At 71.7% G+C, this 17,190-nt stretch carries 15 protein-coding genes and 1 riboswitch; of the genes, 8 read left to right on the top strand and 7 right to left on the bottom strand.

The window, feature by feature from the left end:
• Positions 1-92: 92 nt before the first annotated feature.
• The 5 genes from MDN94_RS11535 (at position 93) to MDN94_RS11555 (ending at position 7,302) form a co-directional block, all read left to right on the top strand.
• On the top strand, positions 93-1,580 hold the full coding sequence (locus MDN94_RS11535; RefSeq protein WP_482725726.1) for an aldehyde dehydrogenase family protein: 1,488 nt from the start codon (positions 93-95) through the stop codon (positions 1,578-1,580).
• A 16-nt stretch (positions 1,581-1,596) separates the two neighbouring features.
• Positions 1,597-3,123, top strand: a complete 1,527-nt coding sequence (locus MDN94_RS11540) for a GMC family oxidoreductase (RefSeq protein WP_482725727.1) — start codon at positions 1,597-1,599, stop codon at positions 3,121-3,123.
• On the top strand, positions 3,123-4,178 hold the full coding sequence (locus MDN94_RS11545) for a quaternary amine ABC transporter ATP-binding protein (protein ID WP_482725728.1): 1,056 nt from the start codon (positions 3,123-3,125) through the stop codon (positions 4,176-4,178). The genes MDN94_RS11540 and MDN94_RS11545 overlap by 1 nt, the downstream gene beginning before the upstream one ends.
• Positions 4,179-4,230: 52 nt before the next feature.
• The gene (locus MDN94_RS11550) at positions 4,231-6,261 is read left to right on the top strand and encodes an ABC transporter permease (RefSeq protein WP_482725729.1); all 2,031 of its coding nucleotides are present in this window, start codon (positions 4,231-4,233) and stop codon (positions 6,259-6,261) included.
• 78 nt (positions 6,262-6,339) lie between these two features.
• Positions 6,340-7,302: an ABC transporter substrate-binding protein gene (locus MDN94_RS11555; protein ID WP_453462407.1), complete on the top strand. Its 963-nt coding sequence runs from the start codon at positions 6,340-6,342 to the stop codon at positions 7,300-7,302.
• A 78-nt stretch (positions 7,303-7,380) separates the two neighbouring features.
• Here MDN94_RS11555 and MDN94_RS11560 read toward each other — a convergent pair whose 3' ends face one another.
• Genes MDN94_RS11560 through MDN94_RS11570 form a run of 3 tightly spaced genes read right to left on the bottom strand, consistent with a single transcriptional unit; the run spans position 7,381 to position 9,015 of the window.
• Positions 7,381-7,713 (bottom strand): hypothetical protein, encoded by a 333-nt coding sequence (locus tag MDN94_RS11560; RefSeq protein ID WP_453457047.1) that lies wholly within the window; start codon positions 7,711-7,713, stop codon positions 7,381-7,383.
• Positions 7,714-7,763: 50 nt separating this feature from the next.
• Entirely contained in the window at positions 7,764-8,507 is a 744-nt protein-coding gene (locus MDN94_RS11565) for an isocitrate lyase/PEP mutase family protein (protein WP_482725730.1), read from the bottom strand.
• A 10-nt stretch (positions 8,508-8,517) separates the two neighbouring features.
• Positions 8,518-9,015 (bottom strand): carboxymuconolactone decarboxylase family protein, encoded by a 498-nt coding sequence (locus tag MDN94_RS11570; RefSeq protein WP_441263787.1) that lies wholly within the window; start codon positions 9,013-9,015, stop codon positions 8,518-8,520.
• Positions 9,016-9,062: 47 nt separating this feature from the next.
• Between MDN94_RS11570 and pdxR the strand changes: the two genes are divergently transcribed.
• Positions 9,063-10,469: a MocR-like pyridoxine biosynthesis transcription factor PdxR gene (pdxR, locus tag MDN94_RS11575; protein ID WP_482725731.1), complete on the top strand. Its 1,407-nt coding sequence runs from the start codon at positions 9,063-9,065 to the stop codon at positions 10,467-10,469.
• Positions 10,470-10,672: 203 nt separating this feature from the next.
• Here the strand turns inward: pdxR and rocD are convergent, their stop codons facing one another.
• The gene (gene rocD, locus MDN94_RS11580) at positions 10,673-11,908 is read right to left on the bottom strand and encodes an ornithine--oxo-acid transaminase (protein WP_482725732.1); all 1,236 of its coding nucleotides are present in this window, start codon (positions 11,906-11,908) and stop codon (positions 10,673-10,675) included.
• Between the two features lie 130 nt (positions 11,909-12,038).
• Positions 12,039-12,130, top strand: a riboswitch (ZMP/ZTP riboswitch).
• Positions 12,131-12,173: 43 nt separating this feature from the next.
• Here rocD and MDN94_RS11585 point away from each other — a divergent pair.
• Positions 12,174-13,442, top strand: a complete 1,269-nt coding sequence (locus MDN94_RS11585) for a serine hydroxymethyltransferase (RefSeq protein WP_482725733.1) — start codon at positions 12,174-12,176, stop codon at positions 13,440-13,442.
• Positions 13,443-13,513: 71 nt separating this feature from the next.
• Here the strand turns inward: MDN94_RS11585 and MDN94_RS11590 are convergent, their stop codons facing one another.
• The 3 genes from MDN94_RS11590 to MDN94_RS11600 all read right to left on the bottom strand — a co-directional run bounded on the left by MDN94_RS11590 (position 13,514) and on the right by MDN94_RS11600 (position 16,132).
• Entirely contained in the window at positions 13,514-14,230 is a 717-nt protein-coding gene (locus MDN94_RS11590) for a hypothetical protein (protein ID WP_482725734.1), read from the bottom strand.
• A gap of 242 nt (positions 14,231-14,472) precedes the next feature.
• The gene (locus MDN94_RS11595; RefSeq protein ID WP_482725735.1) at positions 14,473-15,465 is read right to left on the bottom strand and encodes a hypothetical protein; all 993 of its coding nucleotides are present in this window, start codon (positions 15,463-15,465) and stop codon (positions 14,473-14,475) included.
• Positions 15,458-16,132: an RNA polymerase sigma factor gene (locus MDN94_RS11600; RefSeq protein ID WP_482725736.1), complete on the bottom strand. Its 675-nt coding sequence runs from the start codon at positions 16,130-16,132 to the stop codon at positions 15,458-15,460. The genes MDN94_RS11595 and MDN94_RS11600 overlap by 8 nt, the downstream gene beginning before the upstream one ends.
• Here MDN94_RS11600 and trpS point away from each other — a divergent pair.
• Entirely contained in the window at positions 16,131-17,144 is a 1,014-nt protein-coding gene (trpS, locus tag MDN94_RS11605) for a tryptophan--tRNA ligase (protein ID WP_482725737.1), read from the top strand. The genes MDN94_RS11600 and trpS overlap by 2 nt on opposite strands.
• Positions 17,145-17,190 lie beyond the last annotated feature (46 nt).

The following is a 17,190-nucleotide window of genomic DNA, read 5'->3' on the forward strand; positions in this document are numbered from 1 at the left end:
TGCGCATGGTTCTTGGTTCCCGGGGCAGGCGGCCAGATCGCCGGGGTGTGACCGGTGGAAGACAAAACGGGAACGAAAGGCCATAACGCGACGTGTCGGCAGTACATCAGACCATCCATGTGGGCGGGGAGTGGCGTTTCGCGCTCTCCGGCGCCACCCGGGACATCATCGACCCCGTCGACGGGAGCGTCTTCGCCGTCGTGGCGGAGGGCGGTGTCGCCGACACAGATGACGCTGTCGCCTGCGCGCGGGCCGCATTCGACGACGGCACCTGGCCGCGCACCCCTGTCGCGGAGCGGGCCGCGCTGCTCCGACGTGTCGCGGTCCTGCTCGAGCGGGACCGGGAGAAGATCGGCGCGCTGGAGAGCCAGGACGCGGGCAAGACCCTCGAAGAGGGGCGTGTCGACGTCGACTGCGTACGCGACGCCTTCGTCTACTTCGCCGACCTCGTCATGAACGAGAGCGGCGGCCGTGTCGTCGACGCCGGGTCGGACGAGATCCACAGCGTCGTCGTCCACGAGCCCGTCGGCGTCTGTGCGCTGATCACCCCCTGGAACTATCCGCTGCTCCAGGCCAGCTGGAAGATCGCCCCCGCGCTCGCGGCGGGCAACACCGTGGTGATCAAGCCCAGCGAGATCACGCCGCTGACCACCGTGGCCCTGATCGAGCTGCTGATCGAGGCGGGACTGCCGCCCGGCGCCGCGAACATCGTCACCGGCGCGGGCGACCCCGTCGGAGCCCGGCTGGCCGAACACCCCGACGTGGACCTCGTGTCCTTCACTGGCGGGCTCGTCAGCGGCACGAAGGTCGCCCGTGCCGCGGCCGACAGCGTCAAGAAGGTCGCCCTCGAACTCGGCGGCAAGAACCCGAACGTGGTCTTCGCCGACGCCTGCGCCACGCCCGACGGCTTCGACACGGCCGTCGACCAGGCGCTCAACGCCGCGTTCATCCACAGCGGGCAGGTCTGCTCCGCGGGCTCGCGGCTCATCGTCGAGGAGTCGCTGCGTGAGCGGTTCGTCGCCGAACTCGCGCGCAGGGCCGAGAAGATCCGCCTCGGGCGCGGCACCGACGACGGCGTCGAGTGCGGCCCCCTCGTCTCCGCCCAGCAGCTCGCGAGGACCGAGGAGTTCGTGGCCTCCGCCCTGGCCGAGGGCGCGGTGCTGAGGGCGGGCGGCGAGCGGCCGGAGGGACCGGGCTTCTTCTACCGGCCCACCGTCCTCGACCACTGCCACCGCTCCATGCGCGTCATCCGCGAGGAGATCTTCGGCCCCGTCCTGACGGTCGAGACCTTCCGCACGGAGGAAGAGGCCCTCGCCCTCGCCAACGACACCGAATACGGCCTCGCCGGTGCCGTCTGGACGTCCGACGCCGGACGCGCACGCCGGATGGCGCGGCTGATGCGGCACGGCACCGTCTGGATCAACGACTTCCACCCTTATCTGCCGCAGGCGGAATGGGGCGGCTTCGGCAAGTCGGGCACCGGCCGTGAGCTGGGGCCCACGGGGCTCGCCGAGTACCGCGAGGCCAAGCACATCTACCAGAACCTCGCCCCGCGCCCCGTGCGCTGGTTCGCGGGCTGAGGCAGGGAAACACACCATGACCGACCACATTCACGAGTACGACTATGTCGTCGTCGGCGGCGGCACCGCCGGTTCGGTGATCGCCTCCCGGCTCACCGAGGACCCCGGCGTGACCGTCGCCGTCATCGAGGGCGGCCCGAGCGACGTCGGCCGCGACGACGTGCTGACCCTGCGGCGCTGGATGGGCCTGCTCGGCGGTGACCTCGACTACGACTACCCGACCACCGAACAGCCGCGCGGCAACTCGCACATCCGCCACAGCCGCGCCCGCGTGCTCGGCGGCTGCTCCTCCCACAACACCCTCATCGCCTTCAAGCCGCTGCCGTCCGACTGGGACGAGTGGGCCGGTGCCGGTGCGAAGGGCTGGGACGCCGCGGCCATGGACCCGTACTTCTACAAGCTGCGCAACAACATCGTCCCCGTCGACGAGGCGGACCGGAACGCCATCGCCCGCGACTTCGTCGACGCCGCCCGGACCGCCCTCGAAGTGCCGCGGATCGAGAGCTTCAACGAGAACCCCTTCCATGAGGGCGTCGGCTTCTTCGACCTGGCCTACCACCCCGAGAACAACAAGCGCTCCTCGGCGTCGGTCGCCTATCTGCATCCCTTCCTCGACCGTCCGAACCTGCACATCGCCCTGGAGACCTGGGCGTACCGGCTGGAGCTGGACGGCACCCGTGCCACCGGGGTGCACGTACGCGCCAAGGACGGCGAGGAGCGGACCGTACGGGCCCGCCGCGAGGTGCTCGTCTGCGCGGGCGCCGTAGACACGCCCCGGCTGCTGATGCACTCCGGCATCGGGCCGCGCGCCGACCTGGAGAGGCTCGGCATACCCGTCGTCCACGACCTGCCGGGCGTCGGCGAGAACCTGCTCGACCACCCCGAGTCGGTCATCGTCTGGGAGACCCACGGGCCCATCCCGGAGAACTCCGCGATGGACAGCGACGCCGGGCTGTTCGTACGGCGCGACCCCGCGTCCGCGGGCCCCGACCTGATGTTCCACTTCTACCAGATCCCCTTCACCGACAACCCGGAGCGCCTCGGCTACGAACGCCCCGCGCACGGCGTGTCGATGACGCCCAACATCCCCAAGCCGCGCAGCCGCGGCCGCCTGTACCTGACCAGCGCCGACCCCGAGGTCAAACCCGCCCTCGACTTCCGGTACTTCACCGACGAGGACGACTACGACGGCCGCACGCTCGTCGACGGCATCCGGATCGCGCGTGAGATCGCGAAGCAGGAGCCGCTGGCGGGCTGGCTGAAGCGGGAGGTCTGCCCGGGCCCCGAGGTCACCTCCGACGAGGAGATCAGCGAGTACGCGCGCAAGGTCGCGCACACCGTCTACCACCCCGCCGGTACCTGCCGGATGGGTGCGGCCGACGACGAGCTCGCCGTCGTCGACCCCGATCTGAAGATCCGCGGCCTCACCGGCGTCCGGATCGCCGACGCGTCCGTCTTCCCGACGATGACGGCCGTCAACCCGATGATCACCGTCTTGATGGTCGGGGAGAAATGCGCGGACCTGCTGGGAGGTAATGCCTGATGAGTACGCCGCCGACACCTGTGTTCTCCGTACGCGACCTGTGGAAGGTCTTCGGCCCGAAGGCGGGCCGGGTGCCCGCCGACCCCGAGCTCGGGGCCCTCGACGCCGCCGCCCTGCGGGAGCGCACCGGCTGCACCGCCGCCGTGCGCGACGTCTCCTTCGACGTCCGCAAGGGCGAGGTCTTCGTCGTCATGGGCCTGTCCGGCTCCGGCAAGTCGACGCTGGTGCGCTGCCTCACCCGGCTGATCGAGCCGACCTCGGGCGCCATCTCCATCGACGGCGAGGACGTCATGTCGATGGACGCCGGACGGCTGCGCGAACTGCGCCGCCACCGCGCGTCCATGGTCTTCCAGCACTTCGGGCTGCTGCCGCACCGCTCAGTGCTCGACAACGTCGCCTACGGACTCGAGATCCAGGGCGTCGGCCGTGCGGAACGCCGGGAACGGGCGGCGGAGTTCGTCGCCAAGGTCGGCCTCGAGGGCATGGAGTCCCGCCGACCGGGCCAGCTGTCCGGCGGCCAGCAGCAGCGGGTCGGCCTGGCGCGGGCGCTGGCGGTCGACCCCGAAGTCCTGCTGTTCGACGAGCCGTTCAGCGCGCTGGACCCGCTGATCCGCCGCGACATGCAGGAGGAGGTCGTGCGACTGCACCGCGAGGAGGGCCGCACCATGGTCTTCATCACGCACGACCTCAGCGAGGCGCTCAAGATCGGCGACCGGATCGCGCTGATGCGCGACGGCCGGATCGTCCAGCTCGGCACCCCCGAGGAGATCGTCGGCGAGCCGGCCGACGAGTACGTGCGTGACTTCGTCCGCGATGTGCCGCGCGAGCAGGTCATGACCGTGCGGACGGCCATGCGCCCCGCCCTGGAGGCGGAGGCGGAGGCCGGCCCGGCGCTCGCCCCCGGGGCGACCGTCTTCGAGGCCATCGAGGCCGTCGCCCGCACCGGCGAGACCGCGCGCGTCGTCGAGGACGGCAGGTGCCTGGGGGTGGTGGACCACGCGGCGCTGCTCGGCGTGGTCGCCGGCATGCCCGGCGGCAAGGCGGTGGCCGCATGACACGCATCACGCGTAGGCGCAACCACCGGGCGGCCGAGGGGCGGTGGCCGCGATGACCGCAGCCGTCACCACGCCGGCTTCCGGCAAGACTCCTGACACGGCACCGGAGAAGACCAAGGCGCCCGAAAAGGCCGGCCGTCCCGCCACCGGGCGGTCCTTCCAGGACCTGATGCGTCATCCCGTCAAGGGCAAGCTGCTGGTGCTCGCCGCGCTCGCGGCCGTCCTCGTACCGCTCTCGGCGGTCGTGTGGGGCAGCGGCCCGTGGCCCGGCGCGCTGAGCGTCGACATCTCCGGTCCGCTCGACGACGCCAACAAGTGGGTCGTCGACAACCGGGACAGCCACCCACTGTTCCTCTACTTCCTGCTGCACCTGTCCAACACCGCCACCGATGCCGTCAGCGGCGTCTACACCCTGCTCGACACGATGGGCTGGACCGGTGTGTTCGCCGCCGGCGTGCTGTTCGCCTGGCGCGCGGCCGGGCTCGGCCGCGGCGGTGTCAAGGTCGCGGCGACGGCCTTCGGCGCGTTCGCCGTGTGCGGGCTGCTCGGCATGTGGGACGCCACCCTGCTCACCATCGCCCTGATGGTGGTGGCGGTGACCTGCGCCGCGCTGCTGGGCGTGGTCATCGGACTGGCCGCAGGGCTCTCCGATCGTGTCGACCGCCTGCTGCGGCCGGTGCTCGACACCATGCAGGTGCTGCCGGCCTTCGCCTACCTGCTGCCGTTCGTGCTGGTCTTCGGCACCGGCACGCCCGCTGCCCTGTTCTGCACCGTCATCTACGCGGCCCCGCCGATGGCGCGCCTGACCACACTCGGTCTGCGCGGCGCCGACCCCGCGGTGCTCGAGGCCGTCACGTCGCTCGGGGCGAGCTCCTGGCAGCGGCTCCGCACTGCGCGGCTGCCGCTGGCCCGCAAGCAGATGCTCCTCGGCCTCAACCAGACGATCATGATGGCGCTCTCGATGGTCGTCATCGCCGCGCTCGTCGGCGCGGGCGGCCTCGGCGAGGAGGTCTACTCGGCCCTGTCCACCGTGGACGTGGGCAAGGCGCTCGCCGCCGGCATCCCCATCGTGCTGATCGCCGTCTGGCTCGACCGTACGACCGCGGCCGCCGGCGACCGGATCGGCCGGAGCACCCCCGATGGCGGCCTGCTGCACGGCCGCTCCGCCTGGGCACTGGCAGGCGGCGGAGTCGTCGCGGCCGTGCTGCTGCGCTTCGTGGCCGGGACGGCGTGGCCGGAGGGCTGGACGTTCGCCATCTCCACGCCCGTCAACAAGGCCCAAACCTGGATCACCGAGAACCTGTCGTCCGGCATCCCTGTGCTCGGCGGCACGGAGACATGGTCCGAGCACTTCACCCTGTGGGTCCTCAACCCCATGAGGGACGGCCTGACCGCGCTGCCGTGGTGGGCGGTGCTGCTGCTGGTCGCCGCCCTGGCCTGGCTCGTCGGCACCTGGATGACGGCACTGACCGCCACGCTCGCCATGGCCGCGATCGGCGTGCTCGGCGTGTGGACGAAGTCCCTCGACACGCTCTCCCAGGTACTCGCGGCGCTCGTCGTCACCCTCGTCCTCGGCGTGCTGGCGGGCATCGTCTGCGCCCGCGCGGGACGCCTGGAACGCTGGCTGCGGCCGGTGCTCGACGCCATGCAGACGATGCCGCAGTTCGTCTACCTCATTCCGGTGGTCGCCCTCTTCGGAGTCGCGCGCGTCTCCGCGATCGTCGCGGCCGTCGTGTACGCGCTGCCCGCGGTGGTCCGCATCACCGCCCAGGGCCTGCGCGAGGTCGACCCCGCGGCACTGGAGGCGTCCAGGTCGCTCGGCGCGTCCACCCGGCAGCAACTCCTCCGGGTCCAGCTGCCGCTCGCCCGTCCCGCACTCCAGCTCGCCGTCAACCAGGGAGTCGTACTGGTCCTGGCCGTGGTCGTCGTCGGCGCGCTCGTCGGTGGCGGGGCCCTCGGCTACGACGTCGTCAAGGGCCTCTCCCGCGGCGAGATGGGTCTCGGAATGACGGCCGGAGTCGCGATCGTCTGCCTCGGCCTCGTACTCGACCGGATCACCCAACCGGCCCGCAAGCGCGGCTGAACGGCCCCGCGCCGCACTCCGGCGCCTGTGCCCGCCCCCGTACCACTCACCTCCCTCACTCACAGCAGGAGCACCACCATGAACCGCACCAGAACTCTCCGCACCGTCGCCGTCGCCGCCGCTCTCGGCGCCCTCTCCCTGAGCGCGTGCAGCGCCGCCGAGACCGGCAAGAGCCAGGACGCGGCCGGCGGCGAGAAGACCGTGAAGCTGACCGTCCCCTCCTGGGTCGGCGCACAGGCCAACACGGCCGTCGCGTCCCACATCCTGGAGGAGGAGCTCGGCTACAAGGTCAAGACCCAGCAGATGGGTGAAGTGCTCGCCTGGGACGCCCTCTCCAAGGGCGACATCGACGCGATCATGGAGGACTGGGGTCACCCCAAGGAGGAGAAGCAGTACGTCGAGGACCGCAAGACCGTCGTGAAGGGCGGTGACCTCGGTGTCGAAGGCCACATCGGCTGGTTCGTGCCGAAGTACTTCGCCGACAAGCACCCCGACGTGACGGATTGGAAGAACCTCGACAAGTACGCCAAGGAGTTCGCGACCGCGGAGAGCGGCGGCAAGGGCGAACTCCTCGAGGGTTCGCCCGACTACGTCACCAACGACGACGCGATCATCAAGAACCTCGGGCTGAACCTGAAGACCAACTACGCCGGTTCCGAGGCGGCGCAGATCACGGCCATCCAGAAGTACGTGAAGGAGAAGAAGCCCTTCCTGACCTACTGGTGGACCCCGCAGTGGCTGAACGCGCAGGTCGACCTCGTCGAGGTGAAGCTGCCCGAGTACAAGGAGGGCTGCGACGCCGACCCGAAGAAGATCGCGTGCGCCTACCCGAACACACCGCTGCAGAAGTTCCTCAACGCGGACTTCGCCAAGAACGGCGGCGAGGCGGCCGAGTTCCTGAAGAACTTCAAGTGGACGACCGAGCAGCAGAACGAGGTCGCGCAGATGATCGCCGGGGAGAAGATGAGCCCCGAGGCGGCGGCCGAGAAGTGGGTCAAGGCCAACGAGGCGACCTGGAAGCAGTGGCTGCCGAAGAAGTGACACCCGCGGCCCCGCCCGCACGGGCGGGCCGCGTCCGGTGCCCCGCCGGCCCGACGGCCGGCGGGGCACCACGCCTTCTCATGCGCCCCGGCGCACGGACTCCGCGGACTTCGCCAGCTGCACCGCCGACAGGAGGCTGAGGCCCGGAGCGGCCTCGCGCAGCGCCTTTATGGCCTCCACCGAGTCCGCCGGGCCGCGCACCCCCGCCGCGTCCATCCGCTGCCCCACCCAGCGGGCCCGCAGTTCTTCGTCCGTCGCCGCGGACGCCTCCGCGACGACGGCCAGGGCGCGCTCCAGCCCCGGCCGTTCCTCCGGTGCGGCCTGCTCCAGCGCGGCGTGGAGGGCGGCCTCGATGCCTTCCGCGTCGCGCAGGACCACCACTGACAGTTCCTTCTTCGTGAGTCCGAGCATGAGGTGATCGTCTCCCGTGAACGGCCGGGAGCAAGCGGAGTTGAGCGTCTTCAGAGCTTGGCCGGACCCTGCCCGTACAACTCGCGGGCGATGTCCGCCACCACCGCCTGCACCCGCCGGTGCAGACCCGGGCCGAAGGTGATCCGGGTCGCGCCCAGCCGGCCGAGTTCGGCCCGCGGCGGGTCCGACGCGGGCGCGGACACGTTGATCGGTGCGTCGGTGGCGGCACGCAGCAGCGGCAGTCGCGCTGGAGGGACGGTGATCGGGTAGACGCAGTCGGCACCCGCCTCGACATACAGCCGGATGCGGGCCACGGCCTGCCGGGGATCGTCCACCCCGCGCAGGAACGTGTCGACGCGGGCGTTCACGAACAGCTCGTCACCCGCCTCCGCGCGGACCTCGGCCAGCCAGTCGGCGTGCGCCCGTGGGTCTTTCAGCCGCTTCGTCGAGCGGTCCGTGTCCTCCAGGTTGCAGCCGACCGCGCCCGCTTCCAGGAGCCGCGCCACCAGCTCCTTCGGCGGCAGGCCGTAGCCGTCCTCGACATCGGCGCTCACGGGGATGTCGACGGCGCGTGCGATGCGGGCGACGGCCGCGAACATCTCGTCCGCGGGCGTCTCGCCGTCCTCGTGGCCGAGGGACGCCGACACGCCCGCGCTCGGCGTCGCCAGTGCGGGGAAGCCGGCGTCGGCGAAGGCGCGGGCGCTCGCCGCGTCCCACGGTCCCGGCAGTACGAGCGGGTCTCCGGCCTCCCGGCCGTGGTGCAGGGCGCGGAACGCCCCCGCTGTCGCGGTCATCGTGTCCCCCTCAGTGCTTCAGCGAACCAGGCGTGTAGTGGCCGGGAACCAGGCGGGCGGTCACGCCGAAGCGGTTCCAGGCGTTGATGACCGTGATGGCCGCGACGAGATGAGCCAGTTCGGTCTCCTCGAAGTGCTTGGCTGCCTTCTCGAAGACCTCGTCGGGCACGAAACCGTCGGTGAGCACGGTGACCGCCTCGGTCAGCTCGATCGCCGCGATCTCCTTCTCCGTGTAGAAGTGCCGCGACTCGTCCCAGGCGCTGAGCTGCACGATCCGCTCCACCGACTCGCCGGCCGCGAGCGCGTCCTTGCTGTGCATGTCGAGGCAGAACGCGCAGTGGTTGATCTGCGAGGCGCGGATCTTCACCAGCTCCAGCAGCACCGGGTCGAGGTGCCGGCGGGCCGCCTGGTCGAGTTTGACCATGGCCTTGTAGACGTCGGGAGCCAGCTCCATCATGGCCAGGCGGGGGGTGTGCTCCGGGGCGTTGATCTCGTTCGTGGTCGTCATGGGCTCGACCCTAGAGGCCCGGTGGCACAACGATATGGTCCACTTCCATGACGGAATCCTGGTCCACTTCCGGTACGGACCTCCACCTCGAGGTACGCGGGCCGAGGCTGCGGCAGGGGCTGACGGACGCGCTGCGGGAGGCTGCCCGCACCGGCAGGCTCGCACCGGGAACCCGGCTGCCGTCGTCCCGCTCGCTCGCCGCCGACCTGGGTATCGCCCGCAACACGGTCGCCGACGCCTACGCGGAACTGGTCGCGGAAGGCTGGCTCACCGCACGGCAGGGATCCGGCACCCGGGTGGCCCGCCGCTCCGCACCCCGCAAGACCGCATCCGGCACGGCGAGTAACCGCCCGGCCCGCGGCCGGCCCGCCTACAACCTGCTGCCCGGCAGCCCCGATCTCGCGTCCTTCCCCCGTGCGGAGTGGCTCAAGGCGGCCCGCCGGGCGCTGGACGCCGCTCCCCACGAGGCCTTCGGTTACGGGGACCCGCGCGGACGCGTCGAGTTGCGGACCGTGCTGGCCGACTACCTGGCCCGCGCCCGCGGCGTGCACGCGGACCCCGAACGCATCGTGATCTGCTCCGGCTTCGTGCACGGGCTCATGCTGATGGGCAAGGTGCTGCGACAGCGCCGGGTCAGGGAGGTGGCGGTCGAGTCTTACGGACTGGACGAGCACCGCGACGTGCTGACCGAGGCGGGACTGCGCATCCCGGCCCTCCCCTTCGACGAACTGGGCACCGAACCGGACGGGTTGGGCGAGGGTCTGCTCCGGGGCGTCGGAGCGGTGCTGATGACGCCCGCCCACCAGTTCCCCGTCGGGATGCCGCTGCACCCGGACCGGCGGACCGCGGCGGTCGACTGGGCCCGCAGGACGGGCGGCCTGATCCTCGAGGACGACTACGACGGGGAATTCCGTTACGACCGCCGCCCCGTCGGCGCGCTTCAGGGCCTCGACCCGGAGCGCGTCGTCCACATGGGAACGGCGAGCAAGTCCCTGGCGCCCGGACTGCGGCTCGCGTGGATGGTGCTGCCCCAGAACCTGGTCGGGGACGTGCTCGCGGCCAAGGGCGGCGTCGAGTGGACGTCGAGCTCGCTCGACCAGCTCACCTTGGCCGAGTTCATCGCTTCCGGCGCCTACGACCGGCATGTGCGGGGTATGCGGCTGCGTTACCGGCGCCGCCGCGACCATCTGGTGCGGCAGTTGGCGGAGCACGCCCCCGGCATCCGGGTGAGCGGAATCGCCGCCGGGCTGCACGCGGTTCTCGAACTGCCGCCCGGCACGGAGCAGTCCGCCGTGCGGGCCGCGGCCTGGCATGGTCTGGCCGTCGAGCCGATGGGCCGCTTCCGGCATCCGGACGCCCCACCGCGCGGCGACGCGCTCGTCGTCGGCTACGCGACCCCGCCGGACAGCGCGTGGTCGGGCGCGCTCGACGCGCTGTGCCGCTCACTGGCGTGAGCCACGCCCCCGGGCGCGTCACGGTCTCGTGTACGCGGGGCCGGGCCGGGGATCCCGCCGGGCGCGGCCCGGCTCGACGCGGCTCGGCCTGGGCGGGGTCGGCCCGGCCCGTCGGTCAGGTCGGCGGCGCGGCCCGGCGGCTCGGCGCGGTCCGGTCGGTCGGGTCGGCGGCGCGGCCCGGCGGCTCGGCGCGGTCCGGTCGGTCAGGTCGTCGGTGCGGACGTGCGTGCGGGTCCTTCCGTCAGTACCACCCGGAGCTGGGCAAGGCCCCAGTCCAGGTCCTCCTCGCTGATCACCAGCGGCGGAGCGATCCGGATCGTGGCGCCCTGGGTCTCCTTCACCAGCACACCGCGGTCCATCAGCTTCTCCGACACCTCCCGGCCGGTGCCGCGGTCCGGCGCAACGTCCAAACCGGCCCACAGCCCGCGTCCCCGCACGGCGGTCACCGCGCCCTCGGCGACCAGCAGGCCCAGCTCCTGGTGGAGACGCTCACCCAGCTCGGTGGCCCGCCGCTGGAACTCCCCGGTGCGCAGCATCGCCATCACCTCCAGCGCGACGGCGCACGCCAGCGGGTTCCCGCCGAACGTCGAACCGTGCTCACCCGGCCGATGGACGCCGAGCACCTCCGCCGAGGACACCACCGCCGACACCGGAACCACACCGCCGCCCAGCGCCTTGCCGAGCACGTACATGTCCGGTATCACGCCCTCGTGCTCGCAGGCGAACGTCCTGCCCGTACGGCCCAGGCCGGACTGGATCTCGTCCGCGACGAACAGCACGTTCCGCTCGCGGGTGAGCGCACGGACGCCCGGCAGGTACCCGGCCGGCGGCACCAGCACCCCGGCCTCGCCCTGGATCGGCTCCAGCAGCACGGCAACCGTGTTCTCCGTGACCGCCGCGTCCATCGCGGTCAGGTCCCCGTACGGGACGATCTCGAACCCGGGTGTGTAGGGCCCGTGGTCGGCCCGCGCCACCGGGTCGGTCGAGAAACTGATCAATGTGGTCGTCCGGCCGTGGAAGTTGTTCGCCGCCACCACGATCTTGGCCATGTTGTCCGGCACCCGCTTCACCCGGTACCCCCACTTCCGGGCGGTCTTGACGGCCGTCTCCACCGCCTCCGCACCGGTGTTCATCGGCAGGACCGTCTCCATCCCGCACAGCTGCGCGAGCTGTGCGCAGAACTCCCCGAACCGGTCGTGATGGAAGGCGCGCGAGGTCAGCGTCACCCGTTCCAGCTGCGCCTTCGCCGCCTCGACGAGCCGGCGGTTGGTGTGCCCGAAGTTGAGGGCCGAGTATCCGGCGAGCATGTCCAGGAAGCGGCGTCCCTCGATATCCGTCATCCAGGCGCCGTCCGCCGAGGCGACGACGACCGGCAACGGGTGGTAGTTGTGCGCGCTGTGCGCCTCCGCGGCGGCGAGGGCGGATGTCGAGCTCGGCACGGGGTCTCCGATCGTCGGGACGGACCTCCGGCGCCGGCGCGGCCGGCGCTCTCCTCCATCGTCGCTCGCCGGCCGCGGCTCGCAGTGTGGACGACACCGCGCGGCGGCCCGGCAGGCCGCTACTGTGGGCGGCACGCGCGGCGACTGGCGTACGGGGAAACGACCCCGAGGAAGCCGTGCGCGGGCTTTCGCACGAGGTGTCGCCCCGCCTGGGCACCCCGGGAACACGACCGACGACCACGGATCGCCCCGGAGGACCATTCCGATGACCCTTCCCCTCTCCCACCCCGCTCTCTCCACGACCGACCCGGAGCTCGCCGCTCTCGTGGGCGCGGAGGAGCAGCTCCAGTCCGAGACGCTGCGGCTCATCCCCAGCGAGAACTACGTCTCCCGGGCCGTGCTCGAGGCCTCCGGCACGGTGCTGCAGAACAAGTACAGCGAGGGCTACGCAGGCCGCCGGTACTACGAGGGCCAGCAGAACATCGACCAGGTCGAGCGGCTCGCCGTCGCCCGCGCCAAGTCGCTCTTCGGCGTCGAGCACGCCAACGTCCAGCCGTACTCCGGCTCGCCCGCCAACCTCGCCGTGTATCTCGCCTTCGCCGAGCCCGGTGACACCGTGATGGGCATGGCTCTCCCCATGGGCGGCCACCTCACCCACGGCTGGGGCGTCTCGGCCACCGGAAAGTGGTTCCGTGGCGTCCAGTACGGCGTACGCCAGGACACCGGCCTCATCGACTTCGACGAGGTGCGCGAGCTCGCCCTCAAGGAACGGCCCAAGGTCATCTTCTGCGGCGGCACGGCGCTGCCCCGCACCATCGACTTCGCCGCCTTCGCGGACATCGCCCGGGAGGCGGGCGCCGTACTCGTCGCCGACGTCGCGCACATCGCCGGTCTCATCGCGGGTGGCGCCCATCCTTCGCCCGTGCCGCATGTCGACGTCGTGTCCACCACCACCCACAAGACGCTCCGCGGGCCGCGCGGCGCGATGCTGATGTCCCGTGAGGAACACGCCAAAGCCATCGACAAGGCGGTGTTCCCCGGGCTCCAGGGCGGTCCGCACAACCAGACCACCGCCGCTGTCGCCGTCGCCCTCCATGAGGCGGCGCAGCCCTCCTTCCGTGATTACGCTGCCCAGGTGGTCGCCAACGCCAAGGCACTCGCCGAGGCGCTGCTCGCCCGTGGTTTCGACCTGGTGTCCGGCGGGACCGACAACCACCTGATCCTGATGGACCTCACCTCCAAGGACGTCCCCGGCAAGGTGGCGGCCAAGGCCCTCGACCGGGCCGGGATCGTCGTCAACTACAACACCGTCCCTTACGACCCGCGGAAGCCGTTCGACCCGTCCGGCATCCGCATCGGCACGCCGTCCCTCACTTCTCGTGGCCTCGTCACGGAGCACATGGCCGCCGTCGCGGCGTGGATCGACCGGGGCGTCACCGCGGCCGGCAAGGGCGACGAGGACGAGCTCGCCACGATTCGCGCCGAGGTGGCCGACCTGATGGCCGCGCATCCGGCACCCGGCCTCCCTGCCTGAGCCGTCGCGATCCCGGGGCGGTCCGGCCACCCGCGCCGGCCGGGCCGACGAGGCGCCGCCCCGCCGCCTCGCTAGGAAGCGTCCAGCAGTTCTTGGCGCGGCCCAGGGTCGCCGGTGCGACGGCGGAGCGGGAAGGACGGCAGCAGCCGACTGAGGAGAAGAGCGAGGGTCGCGCCGGCCGCCAGGCCCGGTATCGACCACCACCAGCCGGTCGTGGCGGTCGACGCCGCCGCCGGCCGGGGCCGGTCCTCGGCCGGCGGCGTGGCGGGTGCCTCGGTCGAGGCCCCCGCCGTCGCGCCGGCGTCCTGCTCCCGCGCCGGGTATCCCGCGGCTCCACCCCCGGACGGCGACTTCTCACCCATCAGTCCCAGCTCGTGGAGCAACTCGACCAGCTCGCCGGGCCGCTGCGCCGTGTGCCAGGTCCCCTGCTCCCTGCCGCTCTCCGTCGAGGTGTGTATCCACACGGGGTCGCGCGCCTCGCCGGGATACAGCCGGTCGACCCGCCACGGATCCACGTCGTGGACCATCCACGTGACCGTGATCTGCCGTGTCCCCATCGCCATGTCGAGGGACGGCGGCCTCTCCTTCGTGCCGTCGGAACCGGTCGGACCGAGCAAGTCGGTCAGCGTCCCGTACTCCTTGTCGGAGTAGTACAGCGAGGCCGTCTCGCCGCTCTCCGGAGAGGTGAGGAACACGCTCGTCGGCCCGCCGGCCGCGGCCACCGGCGCGAACACCCATGCCAGCGCGAGCAGGGCCGTCAGTGCGGCAACTCGTCGTAGCAGTCGCATACTTCCCCCAGCCGACGCACGGCCCGGACCCTCCGCACCCGCGTCATCTCTGGTACACCGCCCGAGCGCCTCAGGTTCCGTCCCGGCGGCGGAAATCTTTGGCGGATATTGCGGATCTCGCCCGTCTCGCCGTTCGAGCCGGTCTCGCCGGCCACCCGACGCCATGAGCGGCCACGCGCCCATTGCGCCCACCGGTTCACCGCACCACCGTCCCGTGGCGCTCGCCGACCGTGCGCGGGCCGTCAGAGGGCCGACTCGGCGATCTCCTCCGCCCGCCGCACCGACGCCACACCCTCCAGGCGCAGCGTGGTCACGGCGTCGGCCGTGGTCCACAGCAGCGTCGGCCCCGCCGTCCGCTCGGCCTGGACCCAGTCGTCGCCGTGGGCGTCGATCATCATGAAGCGCAGCCGGTGCGGTTCGGAGAACCACAGCCCGGTCGACTCCGGGGTACCCGTCCCCGTCCTGTCGTCGCCCAGCATCAGCCACTGCGGCATCAGCCTGGCCTGCTTGGCGAAGCCGATGTCGAGCCGCGCAGGAAACTCGTCCAGTCGGACCGTTCTGCCATGCTCGCGCCAGCACATGCTCACCACCGAACGCCCCTCCGGCCCCGCGGCCACCGAGACCGCCTCCGGGGTGCCCAGCGCGCCGGGCACCCGGGGCGTGAACCCGGCCCGCCTGCCCGCCTCCGCCAGTCCGACCGGGTCCTCGCACCAGGGAACGGCCGCGGCCTTCGACGGCCGGGTGGTGGGGTCGTGGCGCACCTCGACCCCACCGAAGCCGAACCAGTCGGCGACAGCCGCCCGCACGGGCGGGGTCAGCACCAGGACGACCAGCACTCCGGACAGGCCCACCGACAGCGCGCGCCACCGCCGGCGCAGCCACCGCACCGCCCGCCGCCGGCGGGTGACGGCCGGGGCCAAGGGGCCGCTCAGCGCCACCACCTCCGGCGTGGCCGGCGTCGCGGCCGACTCGGCGAGGAGCTGCGCCAGGACCCGTTCCGCCATGGTCTCGCCGTCCACGTCCGGGATGCGGAGATCGCGCCCCAGTCCGCGCAGCTCCTCGGCCAACTCCTCGTGTCCGCCGTGCGCCGACCCGGGCTGCTCGCGCCTGTCGTGCCCCTCATGCCTTCTCTCGCGCCGCTCCTGCCCGTCGTGCGCCGGCGCCCCTGGTGCCTCCGCGCGGTCCTCACCGGCGCCCACGCCCTCCTCGCGTCGCTCCTCGGCCCCGTCAGCCATGCCCCTCACCTCCCTCACCGCTTATCAGCTGCCCCAGTCGTGCCAGGGCGCGGTTCAGCCGGGACTTGACCGTGCCCCTCGGGCAGCCGATCGCCTCCGCCGTCTCCGCCTCGTCCATCTCCAGCAAGTAGCGGTAGGTGACGACCTGTCGCTGCTCCTCCGCAAGCTGGGCCAGGGCCGCGAGCAGCACCCCGCGCCGCTCCCGCGCGACGGCGGCCAGCGCCGGATCGGCCGACTCGGGTATCAGTGGCTCGGGTCCCAGCAGCAGTGCCTCCCGGCCGGCGACCGCCCGCAGCCGCACCGCCGAACGCACTGTGTTCCTCGTCTCATTGGCGACGATCCGGAGCAGCCACGGCCTGAACGCCGCGCCTTCCCGGAAGCGACCCAGCGCCTGATACGCCTTGAGGAACGCGCTCTGCACCACGTCCTCCGCGTCCGCGCCCGCTCCGAAGGCCACCGCCGCCCGCAGCGCGACCGCCGTGTGCGCGCGGACCAGCTCCGCGTACGCCTCCGGCTCTCCGGCGCGCACGCGGGCGATCACCGCGCCCTCGGCATCGACGAGGCGGCCCCCCTCCGGACCCCGCTCGAGGGTCCCCTCCCGCGTCCTCACACCATTGATACACCGGCGGCCGGAGATCGGTTCCGCACCTGAGAGAATGGTGTGCATGGCCTCATCCCGACCCCGCGCGCTCTCCGGTATCCAGCCCACCGCCGGTTCGTTCCACCTCGGGAACTACCTCGGCGCCATCCGCCAGTACGTCGCGCTGCAAGAGACCCACGACGCCTTCTACATGGTCGTGGACCTGCATGCGATCACCGTCCCGCAGGATCCGGCGGAGCTGCGTGCCAACACCCGGCTCGCTGCCGCCCAGCTGCTCGCGGCCGGTCTCGATCCCGAGCGCTGCACCCTGTTCGTGCAGAGCCATGTTCCTGAGCACGCCCAGCTCGGGTGGGTCATGAACTGCCTCACGGGCTTCGGTGAGGCCTCGCGCATGACGCAGTTCAAGGACAAGTCGGCCCGGCACGGCGCCGACCGTGCCACGGTCGGTCTCTTCACGTACCCGATCCTCCAGGTCGCGGACATCCTGCTGTACCAGGCGGACGCGGTGCCGGTCGGCGAGGACCAGCGCCAGCACGTCGAGCTCACCCGCGACCTCGCGGAGCGCTTCAACAGCCGCTTCGGCCGGACGTTCACCGTCCCCGCGCCGTACATCGTCAAGGAGGTCGCCAAGATCTACGACCTCCAGGACCCGACGATCAAGATGAGCAAGTCGGCCTCCACCCCCAAGGGCCTGATCAATCTCCTCGACGAGCCGAAGACGACGGCGAAGAAGGTCAAGAGCGCGGTCACCGACACCGACACGGTGATCCGCTTCGACGCCGAGGAGAAGCCGGGGGTCAGCAACCTGCTCACGATCTACTCCACCCTCACGGGTACGGCCATCGCCGATCTCGAGCAGAAGTACGAGGGCAGGGGCTACGGTGCGCTCAAGACGGACCTGGCCGAGGTGATGGTCGACTTCGTCACACCGTTCCGGACCCGTACGCAGGAATACCTGGACGACACGGAGACGCTGGACTCGGTCCTGGCCAAGGGCGCGGAGAAGGCTCGAGCGGTCGCGGCGGAGACGCTGGCCGACACGTACGACAAGTTGGGATTCGTCCCCGCCAAGCACTGAGCCGGAAAGAGTCGGAGGACCTGTGTCCAAGGACTCTGGCCACAGC

It is taken from the genome of Streptomyces sp. WAC00040 (assembly GCF_056835925.1).

Bases quoted from the DNA above. Each gene is read 5' to 3' on its own strand.
- MDN94_RS11595 (WP_482725735.1), bottom strand. From the start codon at position 15,465: ATGGCTGACGGGGCCGAGGAGCGACGCGAGGAGGGCGTGGGCGCCGGT.
- MDN94_RS11565 (WP_482725730.1), bottom strand. From the start codon at position 8,507: ATGACCGCGACAGCGGGGGCGTTCCGCGCCCTGCACCACGGCCGGGAG.
- MDN94_RS11560 (WP_453457047.1), bottom strand. From the start codon at position 7,713: ATGCTCGGACTCACGAAGAAGGAACTGTCAGTGGTGGTCCTGCGCGAC.
- MDN94_RS11585 (WP_482725733.1), top strand. From the start codon at position 12,174: ATGACCCTTCCCCTCTCCCACCCCGCTCTCTCCACGACCGACCCGGAG.
- MDN94_RS11600 (WP_482725736.1), bottom strand. From the start codon at position 16,132: ATGCACACCATTCTCTCAGGTGCGGAACCGATCTCCGGCCGCCGGTGT.
- MDN94_RS11590 (WP_482725734.1), bottom strand. From the start codon at position 14,230: ATGCGACTGCTACGACGAGTTGCCGCACTGACGGCCCTGCTCGCGCTG.
- MDN94_RS11555 (WP_453462407.1), top strand. From the start codon at position 6,340: ATGAACCGCACCAGAACTCTCCGCACCGTCGCCGTCGCCGCCGCTCTC.
- MDN94_RS11540 (WP_482725727.1), top strand. From the start codon at position 1,597: ATGACCGACCACATTCACGAGTACGACTATGTCGTCGTCGGCGGCGGC.
- trpS (WP_482725737.1), top strand. From the start codon at position 16,131: ATGGCCTCATCCCGACCCCGCGCGCTCTCCGGTATCCAGCCCACCGCC.
- MDN94_RS11570 (WP_441263787.1), bottom strand. From the start codon at position 9,015: ATGACGACCACGAACGAGATCAACGCCCCGGAGCACACCCCCCGCCTG.
- pdxR (WP_482725731.1), top strand. From the start codon at position 9,063: ATGACGGAATCCTGGTCCACTTCCGGTACGGACCTCCACCTCGAGGTA.
- MDN94_RS11550 (WP_482725729.1), top strand. From the start codon at position 4,231: ATGACCGCAGCCGTCACCACGCCGGCTTCCGGCAAGACTCCTGACACG.
- MDN94_RS11545 (WP_482725728.1), top strand. From the start codon at position 3,123: ATGAGTACGCCGCCGACACCTGTGTTCTCCGTACGCGACCTGTGGAAG.